Origin of the sequence: Clostridium tyrobutyricum DSM 2637 = ATCC 25755 = JCM 11008, from assembly GCF_000359585.1 — a bacterium.
Classification (GTDB): Bacteria; Bacillota; Clostridia; order Clostridiales; family Clostridiaceae; genus Clostridium_B; species Clostridium_B tyrobutyricum.
In genome coordinates this window covers 140270-165966 of the sequence record NZ_APMH01000001.1, presented here as the reverse complement: position 1 = coordinate 165966, position 25697 = coordinate 140270, and the positions used below count along the sequence as shown (strand labels likewise).

Below are 25697 nucleotides of genomic sequence, written 5' to 3'. Positions count from 1 at the left end.
ATGGCAAAAGATAAATATTCTGTTTTTAGTATTGCTAGAAATTTAACAGCCGCCTGTTTTATATCCGGAATTATAATTGCAACAACATATTATTTTACAGCACCAGTAGCTGCAAAAAAACAGGTGCAATTGAAAAATGAATCCATGCAGCAGCTTGTAAAAAATGCAGATAACTTTAAGCCTGTAAGTGGTAAAAAGGATTGGTATTCAGCAGTAAAAGGAAATAAAACTATTGCATATGTAGTACCTGCCCAAAGTAAGGGATATGGTGGAGCTATAACTATGCTGGTAGCTGTTACACCTGAGGGTAAAATTATAGATTTCAGTATAGTATCACATAATGAAACGCCTGGACTTGGAGCGAATGCTGCAAATGATCCCTTTAGAAGCCAATTTAAAGATAAAGGTGTTGAAAATTTAACAGTAACAAAGGACAAGTCAGATACCAAGGATATACAAGCAATGACAGGAGCAACTATAACTTCAAGAGCTGTTACTAAAGGAGCTAAGGAAGCTGTAATTCAAGTTACTAAATATACGGGAGGTAAATAATATGAAAGGATTATGGAACATATTTAAAAAAGGTATAATTACAGAAAATCCTATTTTTGTACTTGCATTAAGCTTATGCCCTGCACTTGCAGTAACCAGTGAGGCTATAAATGCGCTTACAATGGGATTATCTGTAATGTTTGTTATAACTGCCAATAATACAGTTGTATCTATAATTAGAAAATTTGTAAATCCAAAAGTAAGAGTGCCTGTCTATATAACATCTATAGCTACAATTGTTACTCTGGTACAACTTGTACTTCAAGCATTTGCACCTGAATTGTACAAAGCTTTAGGTATATATCTAGCACTTATAGTGGTTTTTGCTATTATATTGGCACGTGCAGAAGTATTTGCATCGAAACATTCGGTAGTTCCATCATTTTTTGATGGTCTTGGAATGGGAGCTGGTTTTTGTATAGCACTTGTTATAATTGGTGTAATACGTGAACTACTAGGTTCTGGTACTGTATTCGGCATGCATGTAATGGGATCGTGGTATAATCCAGCTCTTATTATGATTTTGCCTCCTGGAGCTTTTATATTGATTGGATACTTAGTTGCTATAGTTAAAGTATACAATCAGCATCAGGAAAAGTTAAAAATGAGTAGAGGTGACATGTAATGGCATATCTTACGCTGTTTATAAGTTCTGTAATTATAAATAACTTTGTTTTAACAAGATTTTTAGGACTATGTATTTTCTTTGGAGTTTCCAAAAATCTTAATGCTTCAATTGGAATGGGTATGGCAGTAACATCAGTTTTAACTTTTAGTTCAATGCTTGCATGGGTAGTATATCACTTTGTACTCTTGCCATTTCATTTGACATTTTTGACTACAGTTGTTTTTGTACTTCTTATTGCAAGTTTTGTTCAACTTTTAGAGATGATAATTAAAAAACAGGCTCCTGCACTTTATAATATGTGGGGAATTTACCTACTATTGATAGCTACAAACTGTATTGTGCTCTCAGTACCTCTCTTAAATGTAGAATCAAGTTATACATTTTTAATGAGTGTAGTAAATGCCATAGGAGCTGGATTTGGTTTTGCTATTGCAATAATTTTAATGGCAAGCTTAAGAGAGAAATTAAGATTAGCAGATGTACCCAAGCCGCTTCAAGGACTTGGAATTGCTTTTATATTAGCAGGAATGCTTGCACTGGCTTTCTTGGGTTTCTCAGGTATGATAGCCATATAGAAAGGGGATTTTAATCATGAATACTGCAATTATGGTATTAATTGTAATGACAGCTATTGGATTGGTATTTGGGCTTGTACTTGGATATGCAAATAAGAGATTTGCCATAGAATCCAATCCACTTATAGATTTGGTAGAGGATGAATTGCCAAAAGGACAGTGTGGAGGATGTGGATATGCAGGATGCCGTGCTTATGCGGAAGCAGTTGTTTTAGATAAAGAAGTGTCACCAAGTCTTTGTGTTCCAGGAAAGGCAGCTGTAGCTGAAAAGGTAGCAAAGTTGACTGGAAAGTCAGCTGAAGAAATGGAACCTAAAGTAGCATATGTCATGTGTAATGGAAATTTAAAAAATGCAACTAGAAGATATGAGTATCAGGGAGTAAAGGACTGTTCTGCTGCTAATCTCCTTCAGGGTGGTCCTAAAGGATGTTCATTTGGATGTATAGGATTTGGAACCTGTGTAAGAAATTGTCCTTTTGATGCTATGATGATGGGCAAAAATGGTATTCCACTTATAGATACAGATATATGTATAGGATGTGGAAAATGTGCAAGTGTATGTCCTAAAAATGTAATATCTTTAATTCCAGTAGGTACAAAGGTGGAAGTTCAGTGTAATTCTCATGACAAAGGTGTTAAAGTTCGTAAAAACTGTACTGTAGGATGTCTTGGATGTGGAATGTGCAGCAGAAATTGTGAACATAATGCAATTAAAATAGAGGATAATCTAGCTGTAGTAAATCCTGAAATTTGTATAAATGAATGTTCTGAAGAAAAGTGTTTGACTAAATGTCCTACAGGAGCCATTAAAGAGATTCTATTGAATTTAAATAATGCTCAAAAAAATAAAGAAGAAGTTGCAGTTAAATAGTAACTGTAAGGTAGAAAGATCAGCTTTCAAAAATAATTAATATATTGTTTTTGAAAGTTGTTTTAATTTTAGGGTCTCATAGTACATTTTTGAATACTTTTGTATTTTTTAATCTTGTGCATAAAAATTTTGTACACAGACCTATGAAATACCCCGTAACAACAGCTGAAATTAAAAGCACAGGTAAGTATATATATATTCTTAAATCATGAATTACAAATGCAGCTACCAAAAGTTGTCCAATATTATGGAATATGGCTCCACATATACTTATAGCCCACAAACTCAAAGAATTTTTAAAGAATTTGTATAATAAAATCATTACTACATTGCTGAGTATACCTCCAGCTATGCTGAACATGAAAGTTGACATGCTTCCTGAAAACATGGAACCTAGAAAAGTTCTTAGAAACATTATTATAAGTGCCTCTTTCCATCCGAATAATATCAAGGCTGTCAATGAAATTATATTGGCAAGTCCAAGTTTTATTCCGGGGATTAATACAGGAATTTGACTTTCCAAAACATATATAACTAAAGCTATACCTGTAAGAAAACTTAAAAAAATCATTTTGGTCGTCTTATTTACCATTATATCCAACCCAATCCAAATAAATTTTTATATATTTTATAATATAGAATTGATATAATAAAATTTTACTACACTGTGAATACATTTACAATAGCAAACAAAACAGTATTACTATATAATATAATTAGCTGATATTCTATGCTTCATTAAAAATTTAGGGGGATAATCTATGAAGTATTTAGAGAAAATTGAAGATCAGAGAAATAATTTTATAAAGTTTAATGACATACCCAGCAGTGTAAGACCTGATATTTTGAATTCATGGATTAGGTGTAAAAACTATGGTGTAGATGTTAATATGAAGAAAGTTAAATTACTGTCTAAAAGTGAATTTGACAATGTATTGTCATTAAAAAAAGAGCTTATACAAATTGCATTGCCTATAATGCTTAATTTATATGATGTTTTAAAAGAAACCAACTATTCTATTATATTAACAGATGAAAATGCAGTTATATTAAAAATAATTGGAAATGAGAAGATAATGAATGATAATAGAGACCTGGATTTTCTTGAAGGACGCAGATGGCTGGAGAAAGATGTTGGAACAAATGCCATTGGAACATGTATTTATTTAAACAAGCCAATTCAAACCCTGGGAGCCGAGCATTACTGCAACAGACAACATAAATGGACTTGTTCTGCTGCACCTATACATGATAGCAAAGGCAAAATAATAGGATGTATTGATTTGTCAGGGGGATTTGGAGATTTTCATACCCATACATTAGGTATAGTAGTAGAAGCTTCCAATACTATACAGGAACAATTTGTTATAGCAGAGCACAGAAAATGGACGGAAGCAGCTTTTAATTCAATTAATGAGGGGATATTAGTTATAGATAATGATTTAAGATTGAAGTATTTCAATGATAAAATTTGCAGAATACTAAAGATATCAAAAGATGAAATGAATAAATTGGATATAGAAATTTTACTCAATGATATTAAAAATGATATGTATGATTCAAATAACAATAACAGGATTACTTATAGGGAGATAAGTCTGCACATAAAAAAGAGAAGAATAGAATGTAATATAGATGTAACTCCTGTGTCAATGAATGAGAATAATATTGGTTTTGTAGTGCTTATAAAGAAGGCTGACAGTATGCGTAATCTTGTAAATAGGATAGCTGGGTTTTCTTCTAAATATGATTTTGAAAATATACTTACAGATAATGTTAAAATGAAAAATATAATCAGGGATGCAAAGAGTATAGCACAAAATGAATGTACCGTACTTATAACAGGAGAAAGCGGAACTGGAAAGGAATTGTTTGCACATTCAATTCATAATGCAAGCAGAAGGAGTGAAGGGCCTTTTGTTGCAATAAACTGTGCAGCTCTCCCGAAGGATCTTGTAGAAAGTGAACTTTTTGGATATGAAAAGGGATCTTTTACAGGTGCATCCAAAGAAGGAAACCCTGGAAAGTTTGAACTAGCAAATGGAGGAACCATATTTTTGGATGAGATTGGAGAACTTCCTCTTGAAATACAGTCTAAGCTATTAAGAGTTTTGGATAATCATACAATTACAAGAATTGGAGGAAAATTTGAGAGAAATTTAAATGTGAGGGTAGTGGCGGCAACAAATAGGGATCTAATTAAAGAAGTAGATAAAAAGAGCTTTAGAAGTGATCTGTACTTCAGATTGAATGTATTTAACATAAAATTAATTCCTTTAAGAGAAAGAAAAGAAGATGTACCACTTTTTATAAAATCATTTCTAGATAAATTAAATAGTAAAAATCCTCTCAAAACCGAATATGTTGATAAAAGTTTTTTTGATGTGCTTAAAAATTATAAATGGCCTGGTAATGTAAGAGAACTGGAAAATGTAGTTCAGAGGTCCTATTATCTAGCAAAAGATGGAGTTATATCTGGAGAACTTGTACCAGACTATATTAAGGATATTACTAAGCATACTATAAAGTGTATTGATTGTGGGGATACAGAATCTGCTGTTAAAATTCAAACGATGGAACAGATTGAAAAGGAACATATTATAAAAGCACTGAAATACTGCAATGGAAATGTAGTGAAGGCAAGCAAGTTGATTGATGTAGGTAAATCTACACTATATAGAAAGATAAAAAGATATAATCTTGATATAGAAGAAAATTAATTTAAGTAGGTATGCTGTTTAAATGCCATAATGGGAAAAAAGTTTAAATTTCCCACTATGGCATAAATTTTTCCCAAAACGATTACATACCGTATATTGTAAAAATATATATTAGGAGTTTACAAGGCCTTTGAGTTTGGCATAGGATTTGCTGAAGTAAATAAGTGCAAGATAAAATTAATCAACAACTTTGAAATCGTTTATTCAATAAATATTATTGATTTGGGAGGGATTGTTTTGGAAAATGTAAAAGAGAGGATAGATTCCAGCAAACTTATGGATATCTATGATAAAATGCTAAAAATAAGGGCTTTTGAAACTGTGGCAATGAATTCTTTTGCGGAAGGAAAAATTCCAGGTTTTGTTCATCTATATATAGGAGAGGAAGCTATAGCTTCAGGTGTATGTGAAAATCTTAAGGATTCTGATTATATTACAAGTACCCATAGAGGACATGGTCATATAATTGCCAAAGGTGGGGATTTGAAATATATGATGGCTGAGCTTTTCGGAAAATCTACAGGTTACTGTAAAGGAAAAGGTGGATCAATGCATATTGCCGATGCAACTAAAGGAATATTGGGTGCAAATGGTATAGTAGGAGCAGGTCACGATATAGTAGTAGGAGCAGGTATGAGTGCACAGTACAGGGGAACTGACCAGGTTGCAGTATGTTTCTTTGGTGATGCTTCTACAAATCAGGGTACATTTCATGAATCTTTAAATATGGCAAGTGTATGGAAACTGCCTGTTGTCTACGTATGTGAAAATAACGGATATGGAATTTCAGTAAGTCAAAAGAGACATCAGAATATTAAAAATGTAGCTGATAGGGCGAAAGCTTATGGCATACCTGGAGTAACAGTAGATGGCAATGATCCTGTTGCAGTCTATGAAGCTTCCAAAACAGCTGTGGAAAGAGCAAGAAATGGAGAAGGACCAACTCTTATAGAGTGCAAAACTTATCGTCAGAGGGGACATTTCGAAGGTGATGCAGCAAATTATAAACCAAAGGAAGAACAGGAAGAGTGGCTTAAAAAAGATCCTATTCCAAGATTTGAAAAATACCTTGTTGAAAATAATATTGCCAGTGAAGACGAGTTGAAAAAAGTTCAGAAGTCAGTTGATGATCAGATTAAAGAAGCAGTGGAATTTGCAGATAAAAGTCCTGAACCAGAATTAAATTCAGTATTTGAAGACGTATATACTGATATGAAAGAGGGGGTTGATTAACATGAAAAAAATAACCTATTCACAGGCCATAAGAGATGCCATGTCTACTAGAATGAGAGAAGATAAGAATGTACTACTGTTTGGTGAAGATGTAGGACCTTTTGGAGGTTGTTTTGGAGTAAGTCAGGGAATGCATGAAGAATTTGGAGAAATGAGAGTTAGAGATACCCCTATTTCAGAAGGAGCTATTATAGGATGTGCAATTGGAGCATCCGCAACAGGACTGAGACCAATTGCTGAACTGATGTTCATAGATTTTCTAACTGTTGGAATGGATATGCTTGCAAATCAAGCGGCAAAAATGAGATATATGTTCGGTGGAAAAATAAAACTCCCCATGGTAGTCAGGGTTCCATGTGGTGCAGGAACTCAAGCAGCAGCACAACATTCACAGTCACTGGAAGCATGGGTTACTCATGTACCAGGCCTTAAAGTTGCATATCCATCTACTGCAAAAGATGCATATGGCCTAATGCTTACAGCTATAGATGATGATAATCCGGTTATATTTATCGAGCATAAAGTTCTATATGCTAAAAAAGGAGAAGTTGAGGAGAACGGTAAGCCAATACCATTTGGAGTTGCAGACGTTAAAAGAGAAGGAAAAGACGTTACAATAATTGCAACAGGGAGAATGGTTCATGAGGCACTTTCAGCAGCAAATAGACTTTCCAAAGAAGGAATTGAAGCTGAAGTAATAGATCCAAGAACTCTGTATCCATTTGATAAGGAAACTGTATTCAATTCCATAAAGAAAACAAACAGGGCAGTAGTTGTTACTGAAGAAACTAAAAGAGGCGGATTCGGTGGAGAGATTTCAGCAGTTATAAGTGAAGAAGTATTTGACTATTTAGATGCTCCTGTAGCTAGAATAGGGACTTATAATTTACCAATACCATTTGCACCGAAACTCGAGAGCTACGTAATACCTAATTCAAATAAGATAATTACTGCTGTTAAAGGACTATTTTAGACAGAGTTTAAAGAATAAAGAACAGATATCATGTAATTCAGTAAATCACTATTTTGATATTTGAACTTTGAACTTTGATATTTGTTCTTTATAAAATGATTGGGAGGTGTATTTATGAGTTCCTTAATAGTAATGCCGAAACTTGGATTAACTATGGAAGAAGGTGAAATAGAAACTTGGCATAAAGGTGAAGGAGAGGAAGTAAAAAAAGGAGAGATTCTCTTTGACGTTACAACAGACAAGTTAACTAATGAAGTTGAAGCAAAGGAAAGTGGAGTACTCCGAAAAATATTTGCACAGGAGGGAGATACGGTTAAGTGTCTTGATCCTGTAGCTATAATTGCCGGTAAGAATGAGGATATTTCAGGACTTCTCCAGGAAGTGAATATAGATGGTGATGAAATACAACCAAAAGAGACTGTATCACCGGTATCGGATAAAAATGAGATGCACGAAGCTGAGAGCGTACCTGTTAAAAGAGAGGGAAGGATAAAAATATCACCAATAGCAAAAAAAATTGCCCTTCAGAACAATGTGGATTTTGAACTTATAACAGGTACAGGCCCCATGGGCAGGATAGTAAAGAATGATGTAGAGCAATATATCGAAAGCAATAGGATTAAAGTTTCACCGGTAGCAAGAAAATTGGCAGAAAAACTTAATGTTGACTTGAACAAGATAAATAAAGATGGAAGAATCATGAAGGAAGATGTATTGAAATTTGCAAAGGCAGATGAAGTACAGATTCAAAAATTATCAGAAATTGATACAAGTCAAGTAGGTGAGCCAATAAATGGTGAAAAAATAATAAAGATGTCACCTATGAGAAAAGTTATTGCCAAGAGAATGAGTGAAAGTGTACGTACTTCACCTACTGTAACCTATAATATGAGTGTTGATACTTCAGAATTAAAGAGATTTAAAAATCACATTAAAGATATATGCAAAGTAACTTATACCGATTTGCTTATAAAGATAGTATCTGTGGTTTTGAAACAGTTTCCACTTGTAAATTGTTCTATTTCAGGAGATTCATTTATATTAAAGAACTATGTAAATATGGGTGTTGCAGTTGCACTGGATGAAGGCCTTATAGTACCAGTTGTAAAAGATTCGGATAAAAAAGGGTTGAAAGAACTTTCAGTAGAGTTCAAGGAACTTGCAAAAAAAGCCAAAGAAAACAAGCTTGGTCCAGATGATATGGGAGGTGCTACGTTTACTATAACAAACCTTGGAATGTATGGTATAGATACCTTCTCTCCTATTATAAATCAGCCGGAAGTAGCTATACTTGGAGTTAACAGGATATGTGAGACTCCTGTGGTAGAAGATGGGAAAGTAATTATAAAACCTCTTATGAATCTATCCCTTACAGCGGATCATAGAGCTATAGACGGTGCTTATGCAGCACAATTCCTGGCAAAAATTAAAGAATATATAGAAAAACCTGAGTTATTATTACTGTAATTACTATTAAAAATTTATGAAATAGGATTTAGGAGGGTTGTTTATGAGTTGGTTGGTAGTTATGCCGAAACTTGGATTAACTATGGAAGAAGGTGAAATAGAAACCTGGCATAAAAGTGAAGGAGAAGAAATAAAAAAAGGAGAGGTTCTCTTTGATGTGACAACAGATAAATTGACAAATGAAGTTGAAGCAAAAGAAGGTGGAGTTCTCAGAAAGGTATTTGCACAAGAAGGAGATACGGTTAAATGTCTTGAACCAGTAGCAATAGTTGCAGGTATAGATGAGGACATTTCAGGTTTATTGGAACAGGCAGGTGTTGGAGAAGTGAAATCTGAAGTTCCAGTTTCAGATAAGAAAGTTGAGTTCAAAACATCACCTTCAAAGGATCATAAGAAAGTGGTAGTTATTGGAGGAGGACCAGGTGGTTATATAGCAGCTATTCGTGCAGCACAACTTGGAGCTGAAGTAACTGTAGTGGAAAAAGGTCCACTTGGAGGTACATGTTTAAATGTAGGATGTATTCCTACTAAAGTTTTATTGCATTCAGCTGAGGTGTTTACTGAAGTAAAAAACAGCAGTGATTTGGGAATTGATATAAATGGGCAAGTAACAGTAAACTGGCAAAACCTTCAAAAAAGAAAGGGTAAAGTAGTCAAGAAACTTGTATCAGGTGTTGGAGGACTCCTTGCTTTCAATAAAGTAAAAGTAGTAAAAGGATCTGCAAAATTACAATCCAGAAATTCGCTGTCAGTAACAGCTGAAAATGGGCAAACCCAAGCAATCGGTTTTGATAATGCAATAATTGCAACAGGTTCTCTGCCATTTATACCTCCAATTCCAGGAACAGATCTGGATGGAGTAATTGACAGTACAGGAGCATTGAGCCTTAATTCAATACCTGATAGTCTGGCAATCATAGGAGGAGGAGTAATAGGAATAGAATTTGCAAATATATTTAATTCACTGGGCTGCAAGGTAACTATCGTAGAAATGCTTCCATATATTTTGCCGCCAATAGATAGGGAGATTTCAGAGCTTGTCAGGTCAAAATTAGCTAAAGAAGGTATAACTATAAATAGTGGCTGCAAGGTGGCCAAGATAGAAAACAGTAAAAATGGACTAAAGGTCAATTTTGTAAAAGGTAGTGAAAACTTAAGTGTAGAAGCTGAAAAAGTATTAGTTGCCATAGGAAGGTATGCAAATATAGAAGGATTGAATGCAGAAGGTATAGGAATTAAAACAGAAAGGGGAAAAATTTCTGTAGACAATAGTATGAAAACAAATTTAGGAAATGTATATGCAATAGGAGATTGTACAGGAAAAAACATGCTTGCACATGTAGCATCAGAACAGGGGGTTGTGGCAGCAGAAAATATAATGGGACAGAATAGCAAAATGGATTATAAGACTGTGCCGGCTTGTGTATATACAAAGCCTGAAATAGCAGCTGTAGGCATTACTGAAGAGCAGGCAAAAGAGAAGGGTATAGATTATAAAGTAGGAAAATTTCCATTATCGGCAAATGGAAAATCAATGATAATGAATGAAACCGATGGAGTTGTCAAGATAATAGCAAGCAGGGAATATGATGAAGTTTTAGGGATTCATATATTTGGACCCAGAGCTACGGACCTTATAACTGAAGCTGCTCTGGCATTGAGGCTTGAGGCTACTGTAGATGAGATAGTTACTACTATACATGCTCATCCAACAGTGGGAGAGGCAATTAAAGAAGCTGCTCTGGCTGTTGACAATAGAGCACTTAATATGGTAAATAACCCAGTTGGTAATACAGAGCAAAAAGTTCATAGTTAATTGTATAGAGTTTATGGCTTAAAAATGACTTGTTTATAATAAGCAGGTCATTTTTAATTTAAAATTAATAGGGGATGGGATGATGCCTATGAAATTAATATGTATAGGAGACAGTATTACCTATGGATATGGAGTAAATAGAAGCCAGGTATGGACTAAACTTATGGAAATTAAATTGAATGTGGAAGTAATAAACAAGGGTGTATCAGGGGATACAACCGGAGGAATGCTATCTAGAATATATTATGATGTTATTTTGAATAACCCAACACATGCAATAATAATGGGTGGGACAAATGACCTGATTTGGAATGTGAATATACATCAGATTGAAGCCAATTTGGCCGCCATGGCATTTCAGATTATGCAAAATAATATAATACCTGTATTTGCACTATCTATACCTATCTGTGAAAATATTGTCCAAAAAAAGTGGGGATTTATAGGAAGATTTGATAATATAAATAGTGATATCATAAAATTAAACCAATGGATAAGGACTTTTTCTGAGAACTATAATATTAATGTAATAAATTTTTATCCGCTTTTCTACATGGATGATGGTAATATAGATGAGAAATACTATATTGACGGGTTACATTTAAATAGATATGGTCATGAAAAAATGGCTGAAATTATAAATTTAGAAGACTATTGACAAAATAGGTTTATTAACAGCCTGAGTTATTTAGAGAATCAGCTTAAATTTAATTATATTAAAAATCAGCTAAATAATTAAAATATTTAGCTGATTTGTGTTATATAGTTTTAAACATCTAAATTGTCAATATATTTTTTTGCTTCTTTTAAGCTAAGGCCTAAATAATTTTTTACTCTTTTAACAGCCTGATTTTTTTTACCTTCTGAAACAAGATATTTTAATTCATCATCAATAATTAAATTTTTATGGGGTAGGACAATCATATTTTTTGATTTGTTTTTCTTCCTAATTACATTACCAATAGTGTGAGCTAAAACTCCAGCTGAAAACAGTCCAACAATAATAAATTTCGTTCTGTGTTTCATTTTTAATCTCCTTTAAGTATGTAATATTTTTTATAATAGTATATCACAAATAGATTAAGAAGTTGTAAACAATACATTATAAATGTAAATCAAAATTTAAATAAATTACATTTTTTTTAATAAATTTGCAGGAATTTAAATAAATTTGGAGAATAAAAATAATATTGAAGTAGTTTTATTCATTTTAGGGGGATAACTAATGATAAAATCAAAGTTCATGTATATATTAAATAGAAAAATTAAGAAACAATCTGAACAAGTATTTGAAGGAATATCAAGAGGAAGAAAAAAGGCTCTCGAAAATTGGTTTAGAGATAAATGGGTACAGATGGAGAATGTCAGTCATATTATAAAAAACTTTGATGAAGACACCACTAAAGTACTTGGAGAAATGAATGAAAGACTTAAACAATATAAAGATTTTTGCGAGTTTATCATATTGGATGATAAAGGTATAATATTTCAATCTACATATAATAAACACAAAGGTATTGATATGAGCAGTTTTCCAAATTATAAAAAGGGAATGCAGGAAGAAAGGTTCATGTATGGTCCTTATGTGGATAAATATACTTTGGACATAGATCTATCAAAAAAGAAATTTTCAGACGAAGTTACGCTGATGTTTTCTATACCATATATAAATTGTACAGGTAGCAGGAGAATACTGTTAGGTCGTGTATTAAATGATGATATGAGCAATGTGATTCAAGACGAAGATACTCATGTATATAAGGATTCAGGTGATAACTACTTATTTATGGTAAAAACAGATAGGGATATACCTCAGGGAACAGCTATATCGAGAAGTAGATTTGAAGACAATACATTTACTATGGGAGATAATCTCAAAGACGGAATAAAAACTTCAAAATGGGGTACAGTTAGAATAAAAAAGCATACTGAATTTGAAATTAGATTTACTGATCCTAAAACGGGGAAATTACATAATGGTGTACTTAATACTATAAAAAATGGTGAAAGCTTAGATTGTTGGCCCGGATATCCTGATTATAGGCATATTATGGTAGGTGGGAAAGGCACTCTTATAAAACCGCCCTGTAGTGATGAAGTTTGGGGAATGATGTGTGAAGGAGATATATCGGAAATATATAATTTTAAAAGTATAAATATTAGAATACCACTTGTAATATCTGCTGTATCAGCAGCGGCTATGGTATGTGGTAATATAGCATACTATTTAAAGCCGAATTATGGAATTATAAGTTCAATCATAGTCTGGCTTATAATAACTTTCGTAAGTTATGAAATATCAAAAAAGCTAGTTTCAAATCCACTTAACAGAACAGTTGATATACTTCATTTATTGGCTGAAGGAGAAGGTGATTTAACTAAAAGAGTAGATAAGATGTCTTATGATGAAATAGGCGAGTTGTCACGATGGTTTAATAAATTTATAAATAATCAAATGACTATGATAAAAAGAGTTGATACTTCTTCTAAAGCATCAAAAAATTCTATTAATATAGTCTCCAATTTAACCAATAACATAAAGGAAAGTATGAAAAAAGTATCCAAAACTGTAGATGGTTTGGTAGATATTTCGAAAAAACAGAATAGTGTATTTCAGGGAACAAAAGAACATTTTAATAATCTTTCAGCATCAATACAGGAAATGGGCACTCTCATAAATGAGGTTACGGATAAAACTGTAAATACAAGCAATCATGCGCTTAAGGCAAATGATTCTTCTAACAATGTGCTTAAATCCATAGGTGATCTGGAAAAAACCATGAAGATAACTTTGGACAGAATAAAAATACTTCAAAAGCATTCTGATTCTATAAGTAAAGCAGTTACGACGATAAGTAGTATAAGTGCACAGACTCAACTTCTGGCATTAAATGCAACAATAGAATCTGCAAGGGCTGGGGAAGCAGGAAAAGGATTTGGAGTAGTAGCAGAGGAGATATCAAAATTAGCAGTACAAACAGAAGAGGCAACTAAATCTATAGGAGATTTAGTTGAAAATATACAGAAGGAGACAAATAATACTTTTAACGATATAAATGAAATTGACAGCAAAGTACAGGAGTCCACTGGAAATGTAAAGGACAATATAGATTCTTTCAAATATATTGTAGATAATGTAAAGGACATAACTCGAAAAATGGAGACTATACTTGAAATAACCAATAAGGAAAATAAAGATGTAGACAATATGGTAATAAATATAAATGAATCTGCAGACGAAATAGATAGAAGAACTTCAAGTGGTGCCAGCAGAAGTGAGGAATCCTTGATTTTATTAGAACAAATTCTCAATGAAACAGTAAGATTAAAGCAGGTTACGGATAATTTAGAGTATACTTCAGATAATCTTCAGGAAATGGTTGGAGCATTTAAAGTGGTGTGAAATTCTACATAGAGTTTCACACCACTTTAAATTATGTATAATTTTATTGAAATGTGGAAATTATACAGTTAAGAAAATAGTACGGATTAAACCTGTGAATGTGAGGTTCTATATTATGTTTAGATTGAATAAAACTCAGAAAATAACTGGAAATGTTTTTGTTGTAAAAGCTTTAATTTCTAATTTCTTTATATATTCTGACAGAAATACCAACATATGTTTTGATGCTGGCTTCATGCCATTTATTATTAACAGGGAATTAAAAAAGATAAATATAAATCCAGAGTCAATTTCAAGTATATTTCTAACACATCCAGATTTTAGACATATAGGAGGCATTAAATTATTTAAGAATGCCAGAATCTATTTGTCAAGGGACATATCATCTAAAAAATCTGAAAAATTAATATCCTACCTTGATAGATGTAAAAATACAGGTTACAGAAAACTTAAAGATGGAGAGGTAACCAACATAGGAAGAGTAAAAATAAAATCATTTGTTATACCAAATCATGATCCTGGTTCCATGTCATATATAGTAAATGACAGGGTATTATTTATATAATGATTTTATAGTATGAATTAGGAAATATGTAAATTTACTTAGTAAAATAGTTTATTTGCTTATTTAAATATTTACAGTAAAATTGATTTTTTATTATAAATGCGTTATCATAAGTGCATAAAATAAGTAAACCGTTTTACTAAGGGGGATTTTAATGAATAGGGTTTGTGTAATGGGAAGTATAAATATGGATATGGTTTTAAAAGTAGATTCTATGCCAAAAGTAGGACAAACAATATTTGCAAATGATATACAGAAAGTTCCTGGTGGCAAAGGTGCAAATCAAGCTGTAGCTGCACAAAAAAGCGGCGCCCAGGTGTATATTATAGGAAAAGTTGGAAATGATGAAAATGGCAATGCACTTATAAAAGAACTTTTAAATTATGGAGTTAACACAGCTTATGTATCAAAAGAAGAAAACAAACCTACAGGGGTTGCAATTATAACTGTAAATATCAGGGAGATAATTCAATTATAGTAGTATCAGGTTGTAATATGGATATTTTGAATAATGATATAGATAGTTCAGAAGATATTATTTCTAAATCTGACATTTTAGTATCTCAATTTGAAATACCCATGAAGACTATAGAAAGAGGTTTTAAAATAGCAAAAAAATATAATAAGATTACGGTATTGAATCCTTCGCCTGTATTGGAAATTAGTGATGGTATTATACAAAATACAGATATAATAATACCAAATGAAGTTGAAATATACGCATTCACAAAAATACATGTAAATAATTTAAAAAGTGCAGCTGAGGCAGGAAAGTTATTTATTGATAGAGGAGTAAAAGCTGTAATAATAACTCTTGGAGAAATTGGAGCGGCTTTAATTACAGAACATAAACAGGAATTGATACCAGCTTATAAAGTACAAGCTATTGATACTACTGCAGCAGGAGATAGTTTTTTAGGAGCGTTAGTTTCAAAAATTGATATAGAACATGTATCTTTTGAAAATTTAAAAGATGCTGTAGTATTTGGAAATCAGGTATCTTCAATAACAGTTCAGAGAAAAGGAGCGCAGCCTTCCATTCCATATTTGAAGGAAGTTAAGGAAATTTATAAATAAGGGTAGACCAGCTAGTAAAAGTCAATAATATTTAGCAAAAAAATTTACGAGTAAAAATAAGTATGACAAAAAATCCATTAAAAAACACGAACAATGGAATTAATTGTAAAATTATCAGGCTTTAAATTCATAGATGTTAGGCTGCTGTAGCAGAGTGATTATTAAGATGTATTGTGGTATGCATTTTAGGATCTCGTAGTTCATACTCTTTTTGATTTTTTAAAACGGAGAATATGTAGTTAATAAGTTTATGCATTATTGCTACCAAACCTACTTTCTCACTTCTGCAATTTAAACTTTCTTTATAGTAGGCAAGTAAAACTTTGTTTATAGGCTCACCGTTTCTATTAGTACGTATATAATACTTTTAAAAAATAGTTTATATGGAGATTGTGCAGTAGATTGCATGGGTATAATATATTATATAGTATTTAAGAGTGGATGTGATTAATTATGAAAAAGCCTACTATATCAGATATTGCTAAAATAGCTGGAGTTTCAAAGACAACAGTTTCACTGGTTCTGAATAATAGAAATATAAATGTAAGTGAAAAAACCAGGAGTAAAATAATAGAAATATCAAATGAACTTAACTATATACCAAATGGTATAGCTAGAAGTTTAAGCACCAGTAGAACTGAAACTATAGGAATAATACTTCCTGATATAGTAAATCCATTTTTTTCAGAAATTGCACGGGCAATTGAAGATACTGCTGGAAAATTAAATTATAATGTTATTTTATGTAATTCAGATAGTAATAATATAAAAGAAGAAAAGTATACCAAACTTTTAATCAGTAAATTAGTGGCGGGAACTATATTTATTTCAGGTGGAGGGAGTAGAAATAGTATTGATTTTTTTAAAAAAAATAATATACCGGTTGTATTTGTAGATAGATATGCAGATCCTTTAAAAGATTTTAGCAGTGTTTTTTGTTCAAATGAGGAGGGAATATTTGAGGCAATAAAATATCTGTATGATAAAGGAAAAAGGAATATAGGATTTGTAAATGGTTCTATGAAGCTTGAAACTTCTAAATTAAGATTAAAAGCTTTTGATAAAATATCAAAACAACTTGATATATACAGTAAATCTTTAATATACAATAGTATATATTCTGTAGAAGGAGGATTAATTGGGACAGAAAATCTATTAAATTCAAATCCCAAAATAGATGCTATTCTATACAGCAGCGATGTAATGGCATTTGGGGGAATTAAAACCATCAAAAGAAAGAATTTAAAAATACCAGAAGATATATCAGTAATAGGATATGATGATATATCATTTTGTGAATATATAGAACCGGAACTTACTACTATAAGACAACCTATTTATGAAATGGGAGAACAGGCCTGTAAATTGCTTATAGATATTATAGATGGAAAAACTATTAATAAAAAAATAGAATTTAAGCCAAAATTGATATTGAGAGGAACTGCATAGCCGATAAAGTTTTATTGCTAATTTTCAAAGGTAGATGTAAGATAAAATTAGTTATCAGAATATAAGGAGGAAAGACATATATGGATTTTTCTAATACCAAAAAGGAAAATAATGTAGAACTTGGGGATACCAAAGTAATTTCAAATGATGATACTGTAGAATTTTTAAAAAATATGAAAATAAAAATAGAAGATATAATAAAACAGCATAATGAGGTTAATAGTGAACATGATATTCTAAAACAACTTACAAAAGATATAGAAAATCATATGAGTGGAATATCCAATGTTACAAAGAATGCTATTGAATCAACAAACCTTTTATTTGAAAAGGGAAATAAATTGCTTGATTTGACGGAAGAAACTATTGAGAAATCCGTAAAGGGAAGACAGGCTATTGAATTGAACAAGAAAGAAATAGAATCTTTGGAGAAGGAAATAAAAGGTACATATTCCAGTTTAAATGAGCTTGCAGAAAGATTTAATAAAATAAATCAGATAGCACAATTAATAACAGGTATAGCACGTCAAACCAATTTACTTGCATTGAATGCATCTATAGAAGCGGCAAGAGCTGGAGAAAGCGGAAAGGGTTTTGCAGTAGTTGCCGATGAAGTAAAAAAATTAGCTGAAGTTACAGGAAGTAGTACCAAAGATATAACTGATTTAATTAGATCTATAAACGATGATACAAAAGTTGTCCTTGATAATGCAGGAAAAAGTACAGAATTTGTTGAACATGGAATAAAATCTTCAAAAGAAGCCATGCAGAAAATAGATGATACATTAAGTGCTTTCTCTGAGGTAGAAAATATAGTCAAAGCGGTAAAGAACTCTATGACTGAACAAAAGCAGAACATAGAAGAAATATCCCAGAAAACTAGTGCAATAGATGATATATTGAATAATACAAGTACACAAATTCTTAAACATATAGATGAAGCTTCAGTGGTAGATGAGGCTTTGGATGAAAGTGTAAATGAGTTAGTTTCATTTACGGAAAAACTGAATTAGATATAATAAACACCACGTAAATAGTACACTGTTTACGTGGTGTTTATTATATAAGTATTTTTAAATTTATGGTATAATTCCTATAAAAATATGTATTTTAAGGGGTATTTAGATGAATAGAACTATTTTAATAGTAGATGATGAAGAGAGAATGAGACTACTTATGGAGGCCTATCTTAAAAAGGAGGGAATGAAAACTGTATTAGCTGAAAATGGTAAAGATGCACTAGATAAATTTGGAAAGTATGAAGTGGATTTAGTTGTATTGGATATAATGATGCCTCTGATGGATGGATGGACAGTATGTAGAAAACTTAGGGAGATATCCAATGTTCCTATAATTATGTTAACAGCAAGAGCAGAAGATGAAGATCAGCTTTTAGGATTTCAATTAGGCACTGATAGTTATGTAACTAAACCTGTAAGTCCAAGTATACTTGTAGCAAGGATAAAAGCTCTTTTAAAAAGAGCATATTCAGATGAAGAAAATGGAGAAAAAAATAATTATGATGGATTGTGTATAAATGAAGAAGCCCATGAAGTTAAAATAAACGAAGACGATATATATCTTTCACCAAAAGAATTTGAGCTTCTTTGTTACCTGATAAAAAATAAAAATATAGTTTTAACCAGAGAAAAAATTTTGGATTATGTATGGGGTTTGGATTATTATGGCGATTTAAGAACTGTTGATACTCACGTAAAGAGGCTTAGAGAAAAGTTGGGAGCTAAGGCATATCTTATAACCACTATACGTGGTGTAGGGTATAAATTTGATATTAAAGGCAAAAATAAAAAAAGTATCCACCTGGAGTAAATGTTATGAAATTACAAGATTTAGTATTAAAAAACAGGATTGTGTCGAAAATAAGAAAAAATATAACATGGAAGTTGTTTTTGGTAACAGCTTTTGTTTTTACACTATTTATAACAAGTACATTAATATTTCAATCAGTATTCTTTGGAAAATTTTATATATCACAAAAGAAAAGGCATTTAGAGAATAAAATCCAAAAATTTGCATTGGAATATAATAAATCAAAATATGAAAACAGTATAATTGATTTAATGAAGAATTTTGAAGAAGATAATAATTCAAAAATTGTGATAATGGGGCAGAATGGAAAGATAAAATTTATAACAAATTCTTATGATAAAGGATATGATGCAATAAGGGTAAAAATCATAAATGACATAATAATGGAGTGGAGTTCAAGTTCAAATATATTGAGTACTATGGAACAAAATAATAAGCCAATTACAATTATTACAGATACAAGAATTAATGGAACAAAAAATATATTAAGTGCAGTTCCAGACAATAAAAAGAATGAAATAATATTTGCAATAACCTCATTACAACCTGTAAATGAAGCATCAGCAGTAATAAAAGAATTTTATGTGTACTTTTATATTGGAGCCATGGTTATTATCATAGTCTTATCTTTAATATATACTAACATGGTCTCAAAACCGCTAGTAAAAATTAATTCAACTGCAAAAAAAATGGCTGGACTTGATTTTTCAGAGAAATGTAGTATAAATAGCAATGATGAAATTGGAAATTTGGCATGTACTTTAAACTTTTTGTCAGATAATCTTGATAGTGCACTTACATCTTTAAAAAAAGTAAATAAAAAGCTTGAAGTGGATATAGAAAGGGAGAGGAGGCTTGAAAGGACAAGAAAGGATTTTGTAAATGCAGTATCTCATGAATTGAAGACACCTATAAATTTAATAGAGGGGTATGCTGAAGGAATTAAAGATAATGTATTTGAATCTGAAAATAAGGATTACTATATTGATATAATAATAGATGAAAGTAAAAAAATGGGGGATCTCGTAGCTGATATGCTGAATTTATCACACCTAGAATCAGGCATATTCAAGATTACAAGAGAAGAATTTTTTATAGACAGACTTATACAGCCTATTTTAAAAAAGTTTTTGGTTATTATAAAAAATAAAAATATAATTTTGGAAACTAAAATATTGCAGGACATTAAAGTATATGCAGATTGGAATATGATTGAACAGGTAATTACTAATTTTTTAACAAACGCTATTAGATATACTACTGAAAATGGCCATATTATAGTTTTAACTACTAAAATAGATAAAAAAATTATTGTATCTGTTGAAAACAGCGGGATTAATATACCTGAGGATCAAATTGACAAAGTATGGAATAATTTTTATAGAATAGATAAATCAAGAAACAGGAAATTAGGAGGTACTGGACTTGGTCTAGCTATAGTAAAAAATATTCTAACACTTCATGGCTATAAATATGGTATAAAAAATACAAATATTGGAGTGAAATTTTATTTTGAGATGGATACAATATATTAATTTTTTGTTAATAAAAAGTATACTTTTTGTAAAAAACATTGACATTTAATAAAAGATGTAATTTGACCTTAACACAGAATATAGTTAGGAACAACGTATATGTTAAAAAAATAACATATAAGCCTTTTTTATTTGTTTTTCATATATGAATAAGCTTTTTTAAATTATGCATTTGATTGAAGTAGTGTTTTTATGTTAACATTAAAATAAATTATTAAACAATATATAATAATTTGAGAATTCCACTTTATCAGTATATTGATTTATATTAACACAATAAATTTTAGAATGAATATTTGATATCATATTTTAAGAAATGGAGGAATTTTGTGATAGAATTTAAAAATATAAATAAGTCGTTTAAAAGTAAAAGCATATTAAACAATATAAATCTAAAGATCAATGATGGAGAATTAGTAGTACTTATAGGTCCCAGCGGATGTGGGAAAACAACTACACTAAAGATGATAAATAAACTTGTAAGGCCTACTTCCGGGGATATCTTTATTAATGGAAAAAATATAAAAAAACAGGATAACATAAAACTTAGACGAGATATAGGATATGTAATCCAGCAAACAGGTCTTTTTCCCCATATGACTGTTAAAGAAAATATAGGTTTGATACCTAAGCTGCAAAAATGGCCTGATGATAAAATACAAAGTAGAACTGTTGAACTTTTAAATATGATTGGCATGAAACCAGAGGAGTATTTAGATCGATATCCTGACGAATTAAGTGGTGGTCAGCAGCAGAGAATAGGAGTTGCGAGAGCATTTGCAATGAATCCTGATATAATTCTCATGGATGAACCATTTAGTGCACTTGATCCTATAAGTAAAAATCAGCTTCAAGATGAGCTGTTCAGTCTTCAACAGGAACTAAAAAAAACTATAGTATTTGTTACACATGATATGGATGAAGCTATAAAGCTTGCAGATAGAATATGTATAATGAAAGATGGTAATATAGTACAGTTCGATACTCCGGAGGAAATATTAAAAGATCCTTCTCATGGGTTTGTAGAAGAATTTATAGGTAAGAATAGAATTTGGAATAAGCCGGAGTTTATAAGAGCAAAGGATATTATGATAACTAATCCTATTATGACTAATTCGGGTAGAAATATAGTTCAGGCAATAGAGATAATGCGAACTAATAAAGTAGATAGCATTATGGTAGTGGATAGAGCTTTAAAACTTCTTGGAATAGTAACACTTAAAGATATAAGAAAAGGTATGGAAAAAACATTAAAATTAAAAGATATAATGGAAACAAATATATTTTCAGTGTTTGAAGAAGATAGCATAGTTGATATACTTGAGAAAATAAACTCTAAAGGAATAGGATATGTACCTGTTTTAAATAACGCAGGAGAGTTAAAAGGTCTTATTACTAGAAGTAGCCTTATAGCTGTATTGAGCAGTCAATTTCTAGATATGGAGGTGGATATTTAATGAACTCGATTATAGGATTTTTTAGCTTTGTTCAAGACAGGTACCAGGAAATATTAAGGTTTTTTATTCAACATATTGAATTAACTGTATTGTCTGTGATTATAGCTATTATAATAGGAGTACCTCTTGGAATAATTATAACGAAGAATAAAAAAGTGTCTTCAATTGTAATTGGTATTGCAAATATAATACAGGCTATTCCTAGTTTGGCTTTACTGGGATTTTTAATTCCGATTATAGGTATTGGAAGTAAACCTGCAATTGTAATGGTAATTTTATATTCATTATTGCCTATTATAAAAAATACATATACAGGACTTGTAGGTATTAATCCAAATATTATAGAAGCAGCACAGGGAATTGGAATGACAGAATCTCAGATATTGAAAATGGTTAAATTGCCGCTTGCACTTCCTATAATAATGGCAGGTATAAGAATATCGGCAGTTACAGCTGTTGGACTTATGACTATAGCAGCATTTGTAGGAGCTGGTGGTTTGGGATATATGGTATTTACAGGAGTTCAAAGTGTCAATAGCAACATGATACTTGCAGGAGCCATACCAGCTTGTATACTGGCACTTATAATGGATTTTGTAATCAGCAAAATTGAAAAGTTCGCAACAAAGAAAAAGAAGAAAAAAATGCCATCAAAATATAAAAAAGCAATTGCAGCAATACTCTGTATTATAATAGTTGCAGGATCAGTATTTTATTACAACAGTTCAAGAAATAGAATAGTAGTTGGAGGAAGAAATTTTACTGAGCAGATTGTACTAGTATACATGATAGGGGAGCTTGTTGAAAAAAATAGTGATATTAAAGTTGACTACAAACCAAACTTAGGTGGAACCAATATAGTACTGAGTGCCATGAAGTCTGGCAATGTAGATGTAAGTGTAGAATATACAGGTACTGGGCTTGTAAATGTAATGAAACATAAATTAATTCATGATCCAGACAAGGTGTATAATACAGTTAAAGATTATTACAATAAGAATTTCAACATAGAATGGCTCAATCCAATTGGATTTAATAATACATATGTATTGGCCGTATCAAAAGACACAGCTAGTAAATATAATTTAAATACTATATCAGACCTTGCAAAGGTAAGTAATCAATTAAGATTGAGTTGCACAATAGAATTTACAGAGCGTTCAGATACGTTAGGACCACTTAAAAACTCGTATGGTATAAACTTTAAAGAAATAAAGGGTGTAGATGGAGGACTTAGATATACTGCATTAAATGAGAAAAAATCGGATGTAATAGATGCCTTTTCTACTGACGGTTTGTTAAAACAATTTGATTTGAAATCTTTGCAGGATGATAAAAAAGTATTTCCACCATACTATGCAGCTACTATAGTAAGAAAAGATGCACTTGAAAAACACCCTGAACTTAAAGAGATTTTGAATAAGTTAAGTGGCAAAATAAATGATGAGACTATGATGGAATTAAATTATAAAGTTGATAGTCTAGGACAACAACCAGAAGCTGTTGCTCATGAATTTTTGAAAGAACAGGGATTGATAAAATAGAAAATATTATTAACAAATTGTTCATATAAATGCCATTGATGTGTCATTTTAGTGAGATAAAATTTAAGATGATAGTGTTAAAAATAGATAAATAAAAAAGAGGAGAAGAAATGAAAGAATCAAATAAAAAAATATCACAGTTTCTATTTTATTTTTTATTCAATAATATAGACATCATTTTATTTTTTATCTTAGTTTTTACAAAGCTTTATATGTATTCAAAGTCAATATCTCCAGGATATTTGGATAGATCTGTTATAATACCTATAATAGCTTCAATATTAGTATTCCTTGGTATTTCATTAATATTAAAGGAAAAGACAAGGATTAGCTTTTTATATATTGCCAATATAGTCATAAGCGCAATGCTTATTGCAGATGTCATGTATTATAGATATTTTAAGGACATAATTACTGTTTCATCTGTAAAAAATGCCAAAATGCTTGGAGATGTATCTAGTAGTGTTGCAAGTCTTTTCAATTTTAAAGATGTATTCTATATACTGGATGTGTTTGTACTTATTCCATTTGAAAGAATGTACAAGAGGTTAAAACAGAATTCTTTAAAAATATCAAATAGGATTCCAGGATTTTTAATACTAATTGCATTGGGTGTAGTTGTAAATGCTGGTACATTGTATAATGTTTCTAAAACTCAACCTACACTTTTAACTGCCATGAGCAATAGAATATATCTTACTAAAATGATAGGCAATATAGACTTCCATGCGGTGGATGCATTTAATTTTGTAAGTACAAATATAAAAAATTCAAAGAAGTTGCCTGAAGAAAGGGTAGAGAAAATAAAGGACTTTCTTAAACAAAATGACCAACAAAGTGGACAAACTAAATTTCAAGGGAAATATTCAGGAAAGAATTTAATAGTAATACAAGTAGAAGCACTGCAGCAATTTGTAATTAATCAAAAAGTTAATGGAAAAGAAATAACTCCGAATTTAAACAGATGGATTAAAAAAAGTATGTATTTTGATAATTATTATTATCAAGTTGCAGGTGGTACTACAGCTGATGCTGAATTTATGTCAAATAATTCACTGTATCCAGCTCAATCAGGAGCAGCTTACTATACGTACAGCGGAAATACATATAATTCACTTGGAGTTGCTTTAAAAAACAAAGGATATTATACAGCAGCCATGCATGGAAATACAGAAGGATTTTGGAATAGAAATGTAATGTATAAAGCTGAAGGATTTGATGATTTCTTTGGACAGCACAGTTATAATGTGGATGAGATAATAGGACTTGGACTTAGTGATAAGTCATTTTTAAATCAATCAATTGAGAAAATGGAAAAATTTAAGCAGCCATATTATCAGTTCGTTGTAACACTTACAAGCCATTTTCCTTATGATGCAGGAAGCAGCAAATATGGTAACTTTGATGTAGGAAAATATAAAGGAACTTTTATGGGAAATTACTTACAAGCAATACATTATACGGATGAACAACTTGGAAATTATCTGGATACCCTTGAGAAGAATGGTACACTTGCCAATTCAGTAGTAGCAATATATGGAGACCATTTTGCAATACCAAAAGACAAGATGGATCAGTTATACAATTTTGAAAATGTAGACAATCAAAATGATTATACATGGTTCAAATATCAGAAGGTCCCACTTATAATGCATTTTCCAGATGGCATGAATTCTGGAGTTATAGATCACAGTTATACAGCTCAGATGGACTTGTATCCTACGCTGGCAAATCTGATGGGAATTTCAAAACAGTACATGTTTGGAAAGGACATGCTTAATGATAAAAGTGGTAAAGTTATATTCAGAAATGGTTCATTTATAGATGGAAAAAACCTTTATGTATCTTGGGCAAATAGCTATTATGATTTGGCTACGGGAAAGCCTGTTCAAGAGACGGCTAAATTAAAAGAGGAGAAGGATGAATATACAGAAGAACTTCAGTATTCCGATGATCTATTAAATCATAATCTGTTAAAAACTTTTCTCAATAAAGAATAGTT

At 31.2% G+C, this 25697-nt stretch carries 21 protein-coding genes and 2 pseudogenes; 20 read left to right on the top strand and 3 right to left on the bottom strand.

Annotated features, from left to right (window positions below):
- Genes J418_RS0100815 through rnfB form a run of 4 tightly spaced genes read left to right on the top strand, consistent with a single transcriptional unit; the run spans position 1 to position 2626 of the window.
- Positions 1 to 552 (top strand): RnfABCDGE type electron transport complex subunit G, encoded by a 552-nt coding sequence (locus J418_RS0100815; RefSeq protein ID WP_017894582.1) that lies wholly within the window; start codon positions 1 to 3, stop codon positions 550 to 552.
- A 1-nt stretch (position 553) separates the two neighbouring features.
- Positions 554 to 1177: an electron transport complex subunit RsxE gene (rsxE, locus tag J418_RS0100810; protein WP_017751080.1), complete on the top strand. Its 624-nt coding sequence runs from the start codon at positions 554 to 556 to the stop codon at positions 1175 to 1177.
- Positions 1177 to 1755 (top strand): electron transport complex protein RnfA, encoded by a 579-nt coding sequence (locus tag J418_RS0100805; protein WP_017751081.1) that lies wholly within the window; start codon positions 1177 to 1179, stop codon positions 1753 to 1755. Before rsxE ends, J418_RS0100805 begins: the two co-directional genes overlap by 1 nt.
- A gap of 16 nt (positions 1756 to 1771) precedes the next feature.
- On the top strand, positions 1772 to 2626 hold the full coding sequence (gene rnfB, locus J418_RS0100800; RefSeq protein ID WP_017894581.1) for an RnfABCDGE type electron transport complex subunit B: 855 nt from the start codon (positions 1772 to 1774) through the stop codon (positions 2624 to 2626).
- Positions 2627 to 2702: 76 nt separating this feature from the next.
- Here the strand turns inward: rnfB and J418_RS0100795 are convergent, their stop codons facing one another.
- Positions 2703 to 3218: a Gx transporter family protein gene (locus J418_RS0100795; RefSeq protein ID WP_017894580.1), complete on the bottom strand. Its 516-nt coding sequence runs from the start codon at positions 3216 to 3218 to the stop codon at positions 2703 to 2705.
- Positions 3219 to 3387: 169 nt separating this feature from the next.
- Here J418_RS0100795 and J418_RS0100790 point away from each other — a divergent pair, with 169 nt between their 5' ends.
- From J418_RS0100790 to J418_RS0100765, 6 genes are all read left to right on the top strand, one after another.
- A complete protein-coding gene (locus J418_RS0100790; RefSeq protein ID WP_017751084.1) occupies positions 3388 to 5346 on the top strand; it encodes a sigma-54-dependent Fis family transcriptional regulator in 1959 nt (652 codons plus the stop codon).
- A 276-nt stretch (positions 5347 to 5622) separates the two neighbouring features.
- Positions 5623 to 6579, top strand: coding sequence for a thiamine pyrophosphate-dependent dehydrogenase E1 component subunit alpha (locus tag J418_RS0100785; RefSeq protein ID WP_051057228.1), 957 nt, complete (start codon positions 5623 to 5625; stop codon positions 6577 to 6579).
- 1 nt (position 6580) lies between these two features.
- Positions 6581 to 7552 carry an alpha-ketoacid dehydrogenase subunit beta gene (locus tag J418_RS0100780; RefSeq protein WP_017751086.1) on the top strand — a complete coding sequence of 324 codons (972 nt, stop codon included), beginning with the start codon at positions 6581 to 6583 and terminating at the stop codon, positions 7550 to 7552.
- 114 nt (positions 7553 to 7666) lie between these two features.
- Positions 7667 to 9019, top strand: coding sequence for a 2-oxo acid dehydrogenase subunit E2 (locus J418_RS0100775; RefSeq protein WP_017751087.1), 1353 nt, complete (start codon positions 7667 to 7669; stop codon positions 9017 to 9019).
- Positions 9020 to 9062: 43 nt separating this feature from the next.
- The gene (lpdA, locus tag J418_RS0100770) at positions 9063 to 10835 is read left to right on the top strand and encodes a dihydrolipoyl dehydrogenase (protein WP_017751088.1); all 1773 of its coding nucleotides are present in this window, start codon (positions 9063 to 9065) and stop codon (positions 10833 to 10835) included.
- Positions 10836 to 10923: 88 nt separating this feature from the next.
- Positions 10924 to 11493 carry a GDSL-type esterase/lipase family protein gene (locus J418_RS0100765; RefSeq protein WP_235807138.1) on the top strand — a complete coding sequence of 190 codons (570 nt, stop codon included), beginning with the start codon at positions 10924 to 10926 and terminating at the stop codon, positions 11491 to 11493.
- Between the two features lie 110 nt (positions 11494 to 11603).
- On the opposite strand, the gene J418_RS0100760 is transcribed toward J418_RS0100765, so the two are convergent.
- Positions 11604 to 11861, bottom strand: coding sequence for a hypothetical protein (locus J418_RS0100760; RefSeq protein ID WP_017751090.1), 258 nt, complete (start codon positions 11859 to 11861; stop codon positions 11604 to 11606).
- A 199-nt stretch (positions 11862 to 12060) separates the two neighbouring features.
- Between J418_RS0100760 and J418_RS0100755 the strand changes: the two genes are divergently transcribed.
- The 3 genes and pseudogenes from J418_RS0100755 to rbsK all read left to right on the top strand — a co-directional run bounded on the left by J418_RS0100755 (position 12061) and on the right by rbsK (position 15880).
- Positions 12061 to 14238 carry a methyl-accepting chemotaxis protein gene (locus J418_RS0100755; RefSeq protein ID WP_017894578.1) on the top strand — a complete coding sequence of 726 codons (2178 nt, stop codon included), beginning with the start codon at positions 12061 to 12063 and terminating at the stop codon, positions 14236 to 14238.
- A 115-nt stretch (positions 14239 to 14353) separates the two neighbouring features.
- Positions 14354 to 14803: an MBL fold metallo-hydrolase gene (locus J418_RS0100750; RefSeq protein WP_017751092.1), complete on the top strand. Its 450-nt coding sequence runs from the start codon at positions 14354 to 14356 to the stop codon at positions 14801 to 14803.
- A 154-nt stretch (positions 14804 to 14957) separates the two neighbouring features.
- Positions 14958 to 15880: pseudogene (gene rbsK / locus J418_RS15380) on the top strand (ribokinase).
- A 136-nt stretch (positions 15881 to 16016) separates the two neighbouring features.
- On the opposite strand, the pseudogene J418_RS16740 reads toward rbsK, so the two are convergent.
- Positions 16017 to 16238 (bottom strand): annotated as a pseudogene (locus J418_RS16740) (IS110 family RNA-guided transposase); the annotation flags it as partial.
- Between the two features lie 95 nt (positions 16239 to 16333).
- Here J418_RS16740 and J418_RS0100740 point away from each other — a divergent pair.
- From J418_RS0100740 to J418_RS0100710, 7 genes are all read left to right on the top strand, one after another.
- The gene (locus tag J418_RS0100740; RefSeq protein WP_017894577.1) at positions 16334 to 17329 is read left to right on the top strand and encodes a LacI family DNA-binding transcriptional regulator; all 996 of its coding nucleotides are present in this window, start codon (positions 16334 to 16336) and stop codon (positions 17327 to 17329) included.
- A gap of 80 nt (positions 17330 to 17409) precedes the next feature.
- Positions 17410 to 18342 (top strand): methyl-accepting chemotaxis protein, encoded by a 933-nt coding sequence (locus J418_RS0100735; RefSeq protein WP_017751095.1) that lies wholly within the window; start codon positions 17410 to 17412, stop codon positions 18340 to 18342.
- Positions 18343 to 18454: 112 nt separating this feature from the next.
- Positions 18455 to 19159 carry a response regulator transcription factor gene (locus J418_RS0100730; RefSeq protein ID WP_017894576.1) on the top strand — a complete coding sequence of 235 codons (705 nt, stop codon included), beginning with the start codon at positions 18455 to 18457 and terminating at the stop codon, positions 19157 to 19159.
- Positions 19160 to 19164: 5 nt separating this feature from the next.
- Complete coding sequence (locus J418_RS0100725) at positions 19165 to 20694, top strand: sensor histidine kinase (RefSeq protein WP_017894575.1); 1530 nt, start codon at positions 19165 to 19167, stop codon at positions 20692 to 20694.
- Positions 20695 to 21023: 329 nt separating this feature from the next.
- Positions 21024 to 22151, top strand: a complete 1128-nt coding sequence (locus J418_RS0100720; protein WP_017751098.1) for a betaine/proline/choline family ABC transporter ATP-binding protein — start codon at positions 21024 to 21026, stop codon at positions 22149 to 22151.
- Positions 22151 to 23695, top strand: a complete 1545-nt coding sequence (locus J418_RS0100715) for an ABC transporter permease/substrate-binding protein (RefSeq protein WP_017751099.1) — start codon at positions 22151 to 22153, stop codon at positions 23693 to 23695. Before J418_RS0100720 ends, J418_RS0100715 begins: the two co-directional genes overlap by 1 nt.
- A gap of 110 nt (positions 23696 to 23805) precedes the next feature.
- On the top strand, positions 23806 to 25695 hold the full coding sequence (locus J418_RS0100710; RefSeq protein ID WP_017751100.1) for an LTA synthase family protein: 1890 nt from the start codon (positions 23806 to 23808) through the stop codon (positions 25693 to 25695).
- Positions 25696 to 25697: the final 2 nt, after the last annotated feature.

Excerpts from the sequence above, each read along its gene's own strand:
- J418_RS0100750 (WP_017751092.1), top strand. The coding sequence starts at position 14,354 with ATGTTTAGATTGAATAAAACTCAGAAAATAACTGGAAATGTTTTTGTT.
- J418_RS0100815 (WP_017894582.1), top strand. The coding sequence starts at position 1 with ATGGCAAAAGATAAATATTCTGTTTTTAGTATTGCTAGAAATTTAACA.
- J418_RS0100715 (WP_017751099.1), top strand. The coding sequence starts at position 22,151 with ATGAACTCGATTATAGGATTTTTTAGCTTTGTTCAAGACAGGTACCAG.
- J418_RS0100785 (WP_051057228.1), top strand. The coding sequence starts at position 5,623 with ATGGATATCTATGATAAAATGCTAAAAATAAGGGCTTTTGAAACTGTG.
- J418_RS0100790 (WP_017751084.1), top strand. The coding sequence starts at position 3,388 with ATGAAGTATTTAGAGAAAATTGAAGATCAGAGAAATAATTTTATAAAG.
- J418_RS0100740 (WP_017894577.1), top strand. The coding sequence starts at position 16,334 with ATGAAAAAGCCTACTATATCAGATATTGCTAAAATAGCTGGAGTTTCA.
- J418_RS0100780 (WP_017751086.1), top strand. The coding sequence starts at position 6,581 with ATGAAAAAAATAACCTATTCACAGGCCATAAGAGATGCCATGTCTACT.
- J418_RS0100725 (WP_017894575.1), top strand. The coding sequence starts at position 19,165 with ATGAAATTACAAGATTTAGTATTAAAAAACAGGATTGTGTCGAAAATA.
- lpdA (WP_017751088.1), top strand. The coding sequence starts at position 9,063 with ATGAGTTGGTTGGTAGTTATGCCGAAACTTGGATTAACTATGGAAGAA.
- J418_RS0100760 (WP_017751090.1), bottom strand. The coding sequence starts at position 11,861 with ATGAAACACAGAACGAAATTTATTATTGTTGGACTGTTTTCAGCTGGA.
- rnfB (WP_017894581.1), top strand. The coding sequence starts at position 1,772 with ATGAATACTGCAATTATGGTATTAATTGTAATGACAGCTATTGGATTG.
- J418_RS0100755 (WP_017894578.1), top strand. The coding sequence starts at position 12,061 with ATGATAAAATCAAAGTTCATGTATATATTAAATAGAAAAATTAAGAAA.
- J418_RS0100775 (WP_017751087.1), top strand. The coding sequence starts at position 7,667 with ATGAGTTCCTTAATAGTAATGCCGAAACTTGGATTAACTATGGAAGAA.
- J418_RS0100735 (WP_017751095.1), top strand. The coding sequence starts at position 17,410 with ATGGATTTTTCTAATACCAAAAAGGAAAATAATGTAGAACTTGGGGAT.
- J418_RS0100795 (WP_017894580.1), bottom strand. The coding sequence starts at position 3,218 with ATGGTAAATAAGACGACCAAAATGATTTTTTTAAGTTTTCTTACAGGT.
- J418_RS0100710 (WP_017751100.1), top strand. The coding sequence starts at position 23,806 with ATGAAAGAATCAAATAAAAAAATATCACAGTTTCTATTTTATTTTTTA.
- rsxE (WP_017751080.1), top strand. The coding sequence starts at position 554 with ATGAAAGGATTATGGAACATATTTAAAAAAGGTATAATTACAGAAAAT.
- J418_RS0100765 (WP_235807138.1), top strand. The coding sequence starts at position 10,924 with ATGAAATTAATATGTATAGGAGACAGTATTACCTATGGATATGGAGTA.
- J418_RS0100805 (WP_017751081.1), top strand. The coding sequence starts at position 1,177 with ATGGCATATCTTACGCTGTTTATAAGTTCTGTAATTATAAATAACTTT.
- J418_RS0100730 (WP_017894576.1), top strand. The coding sequence starts at position 18,455 with ATGAATAGAACTATTTTAATAGTAGATGATGAAGAGAGAATGAGACTA.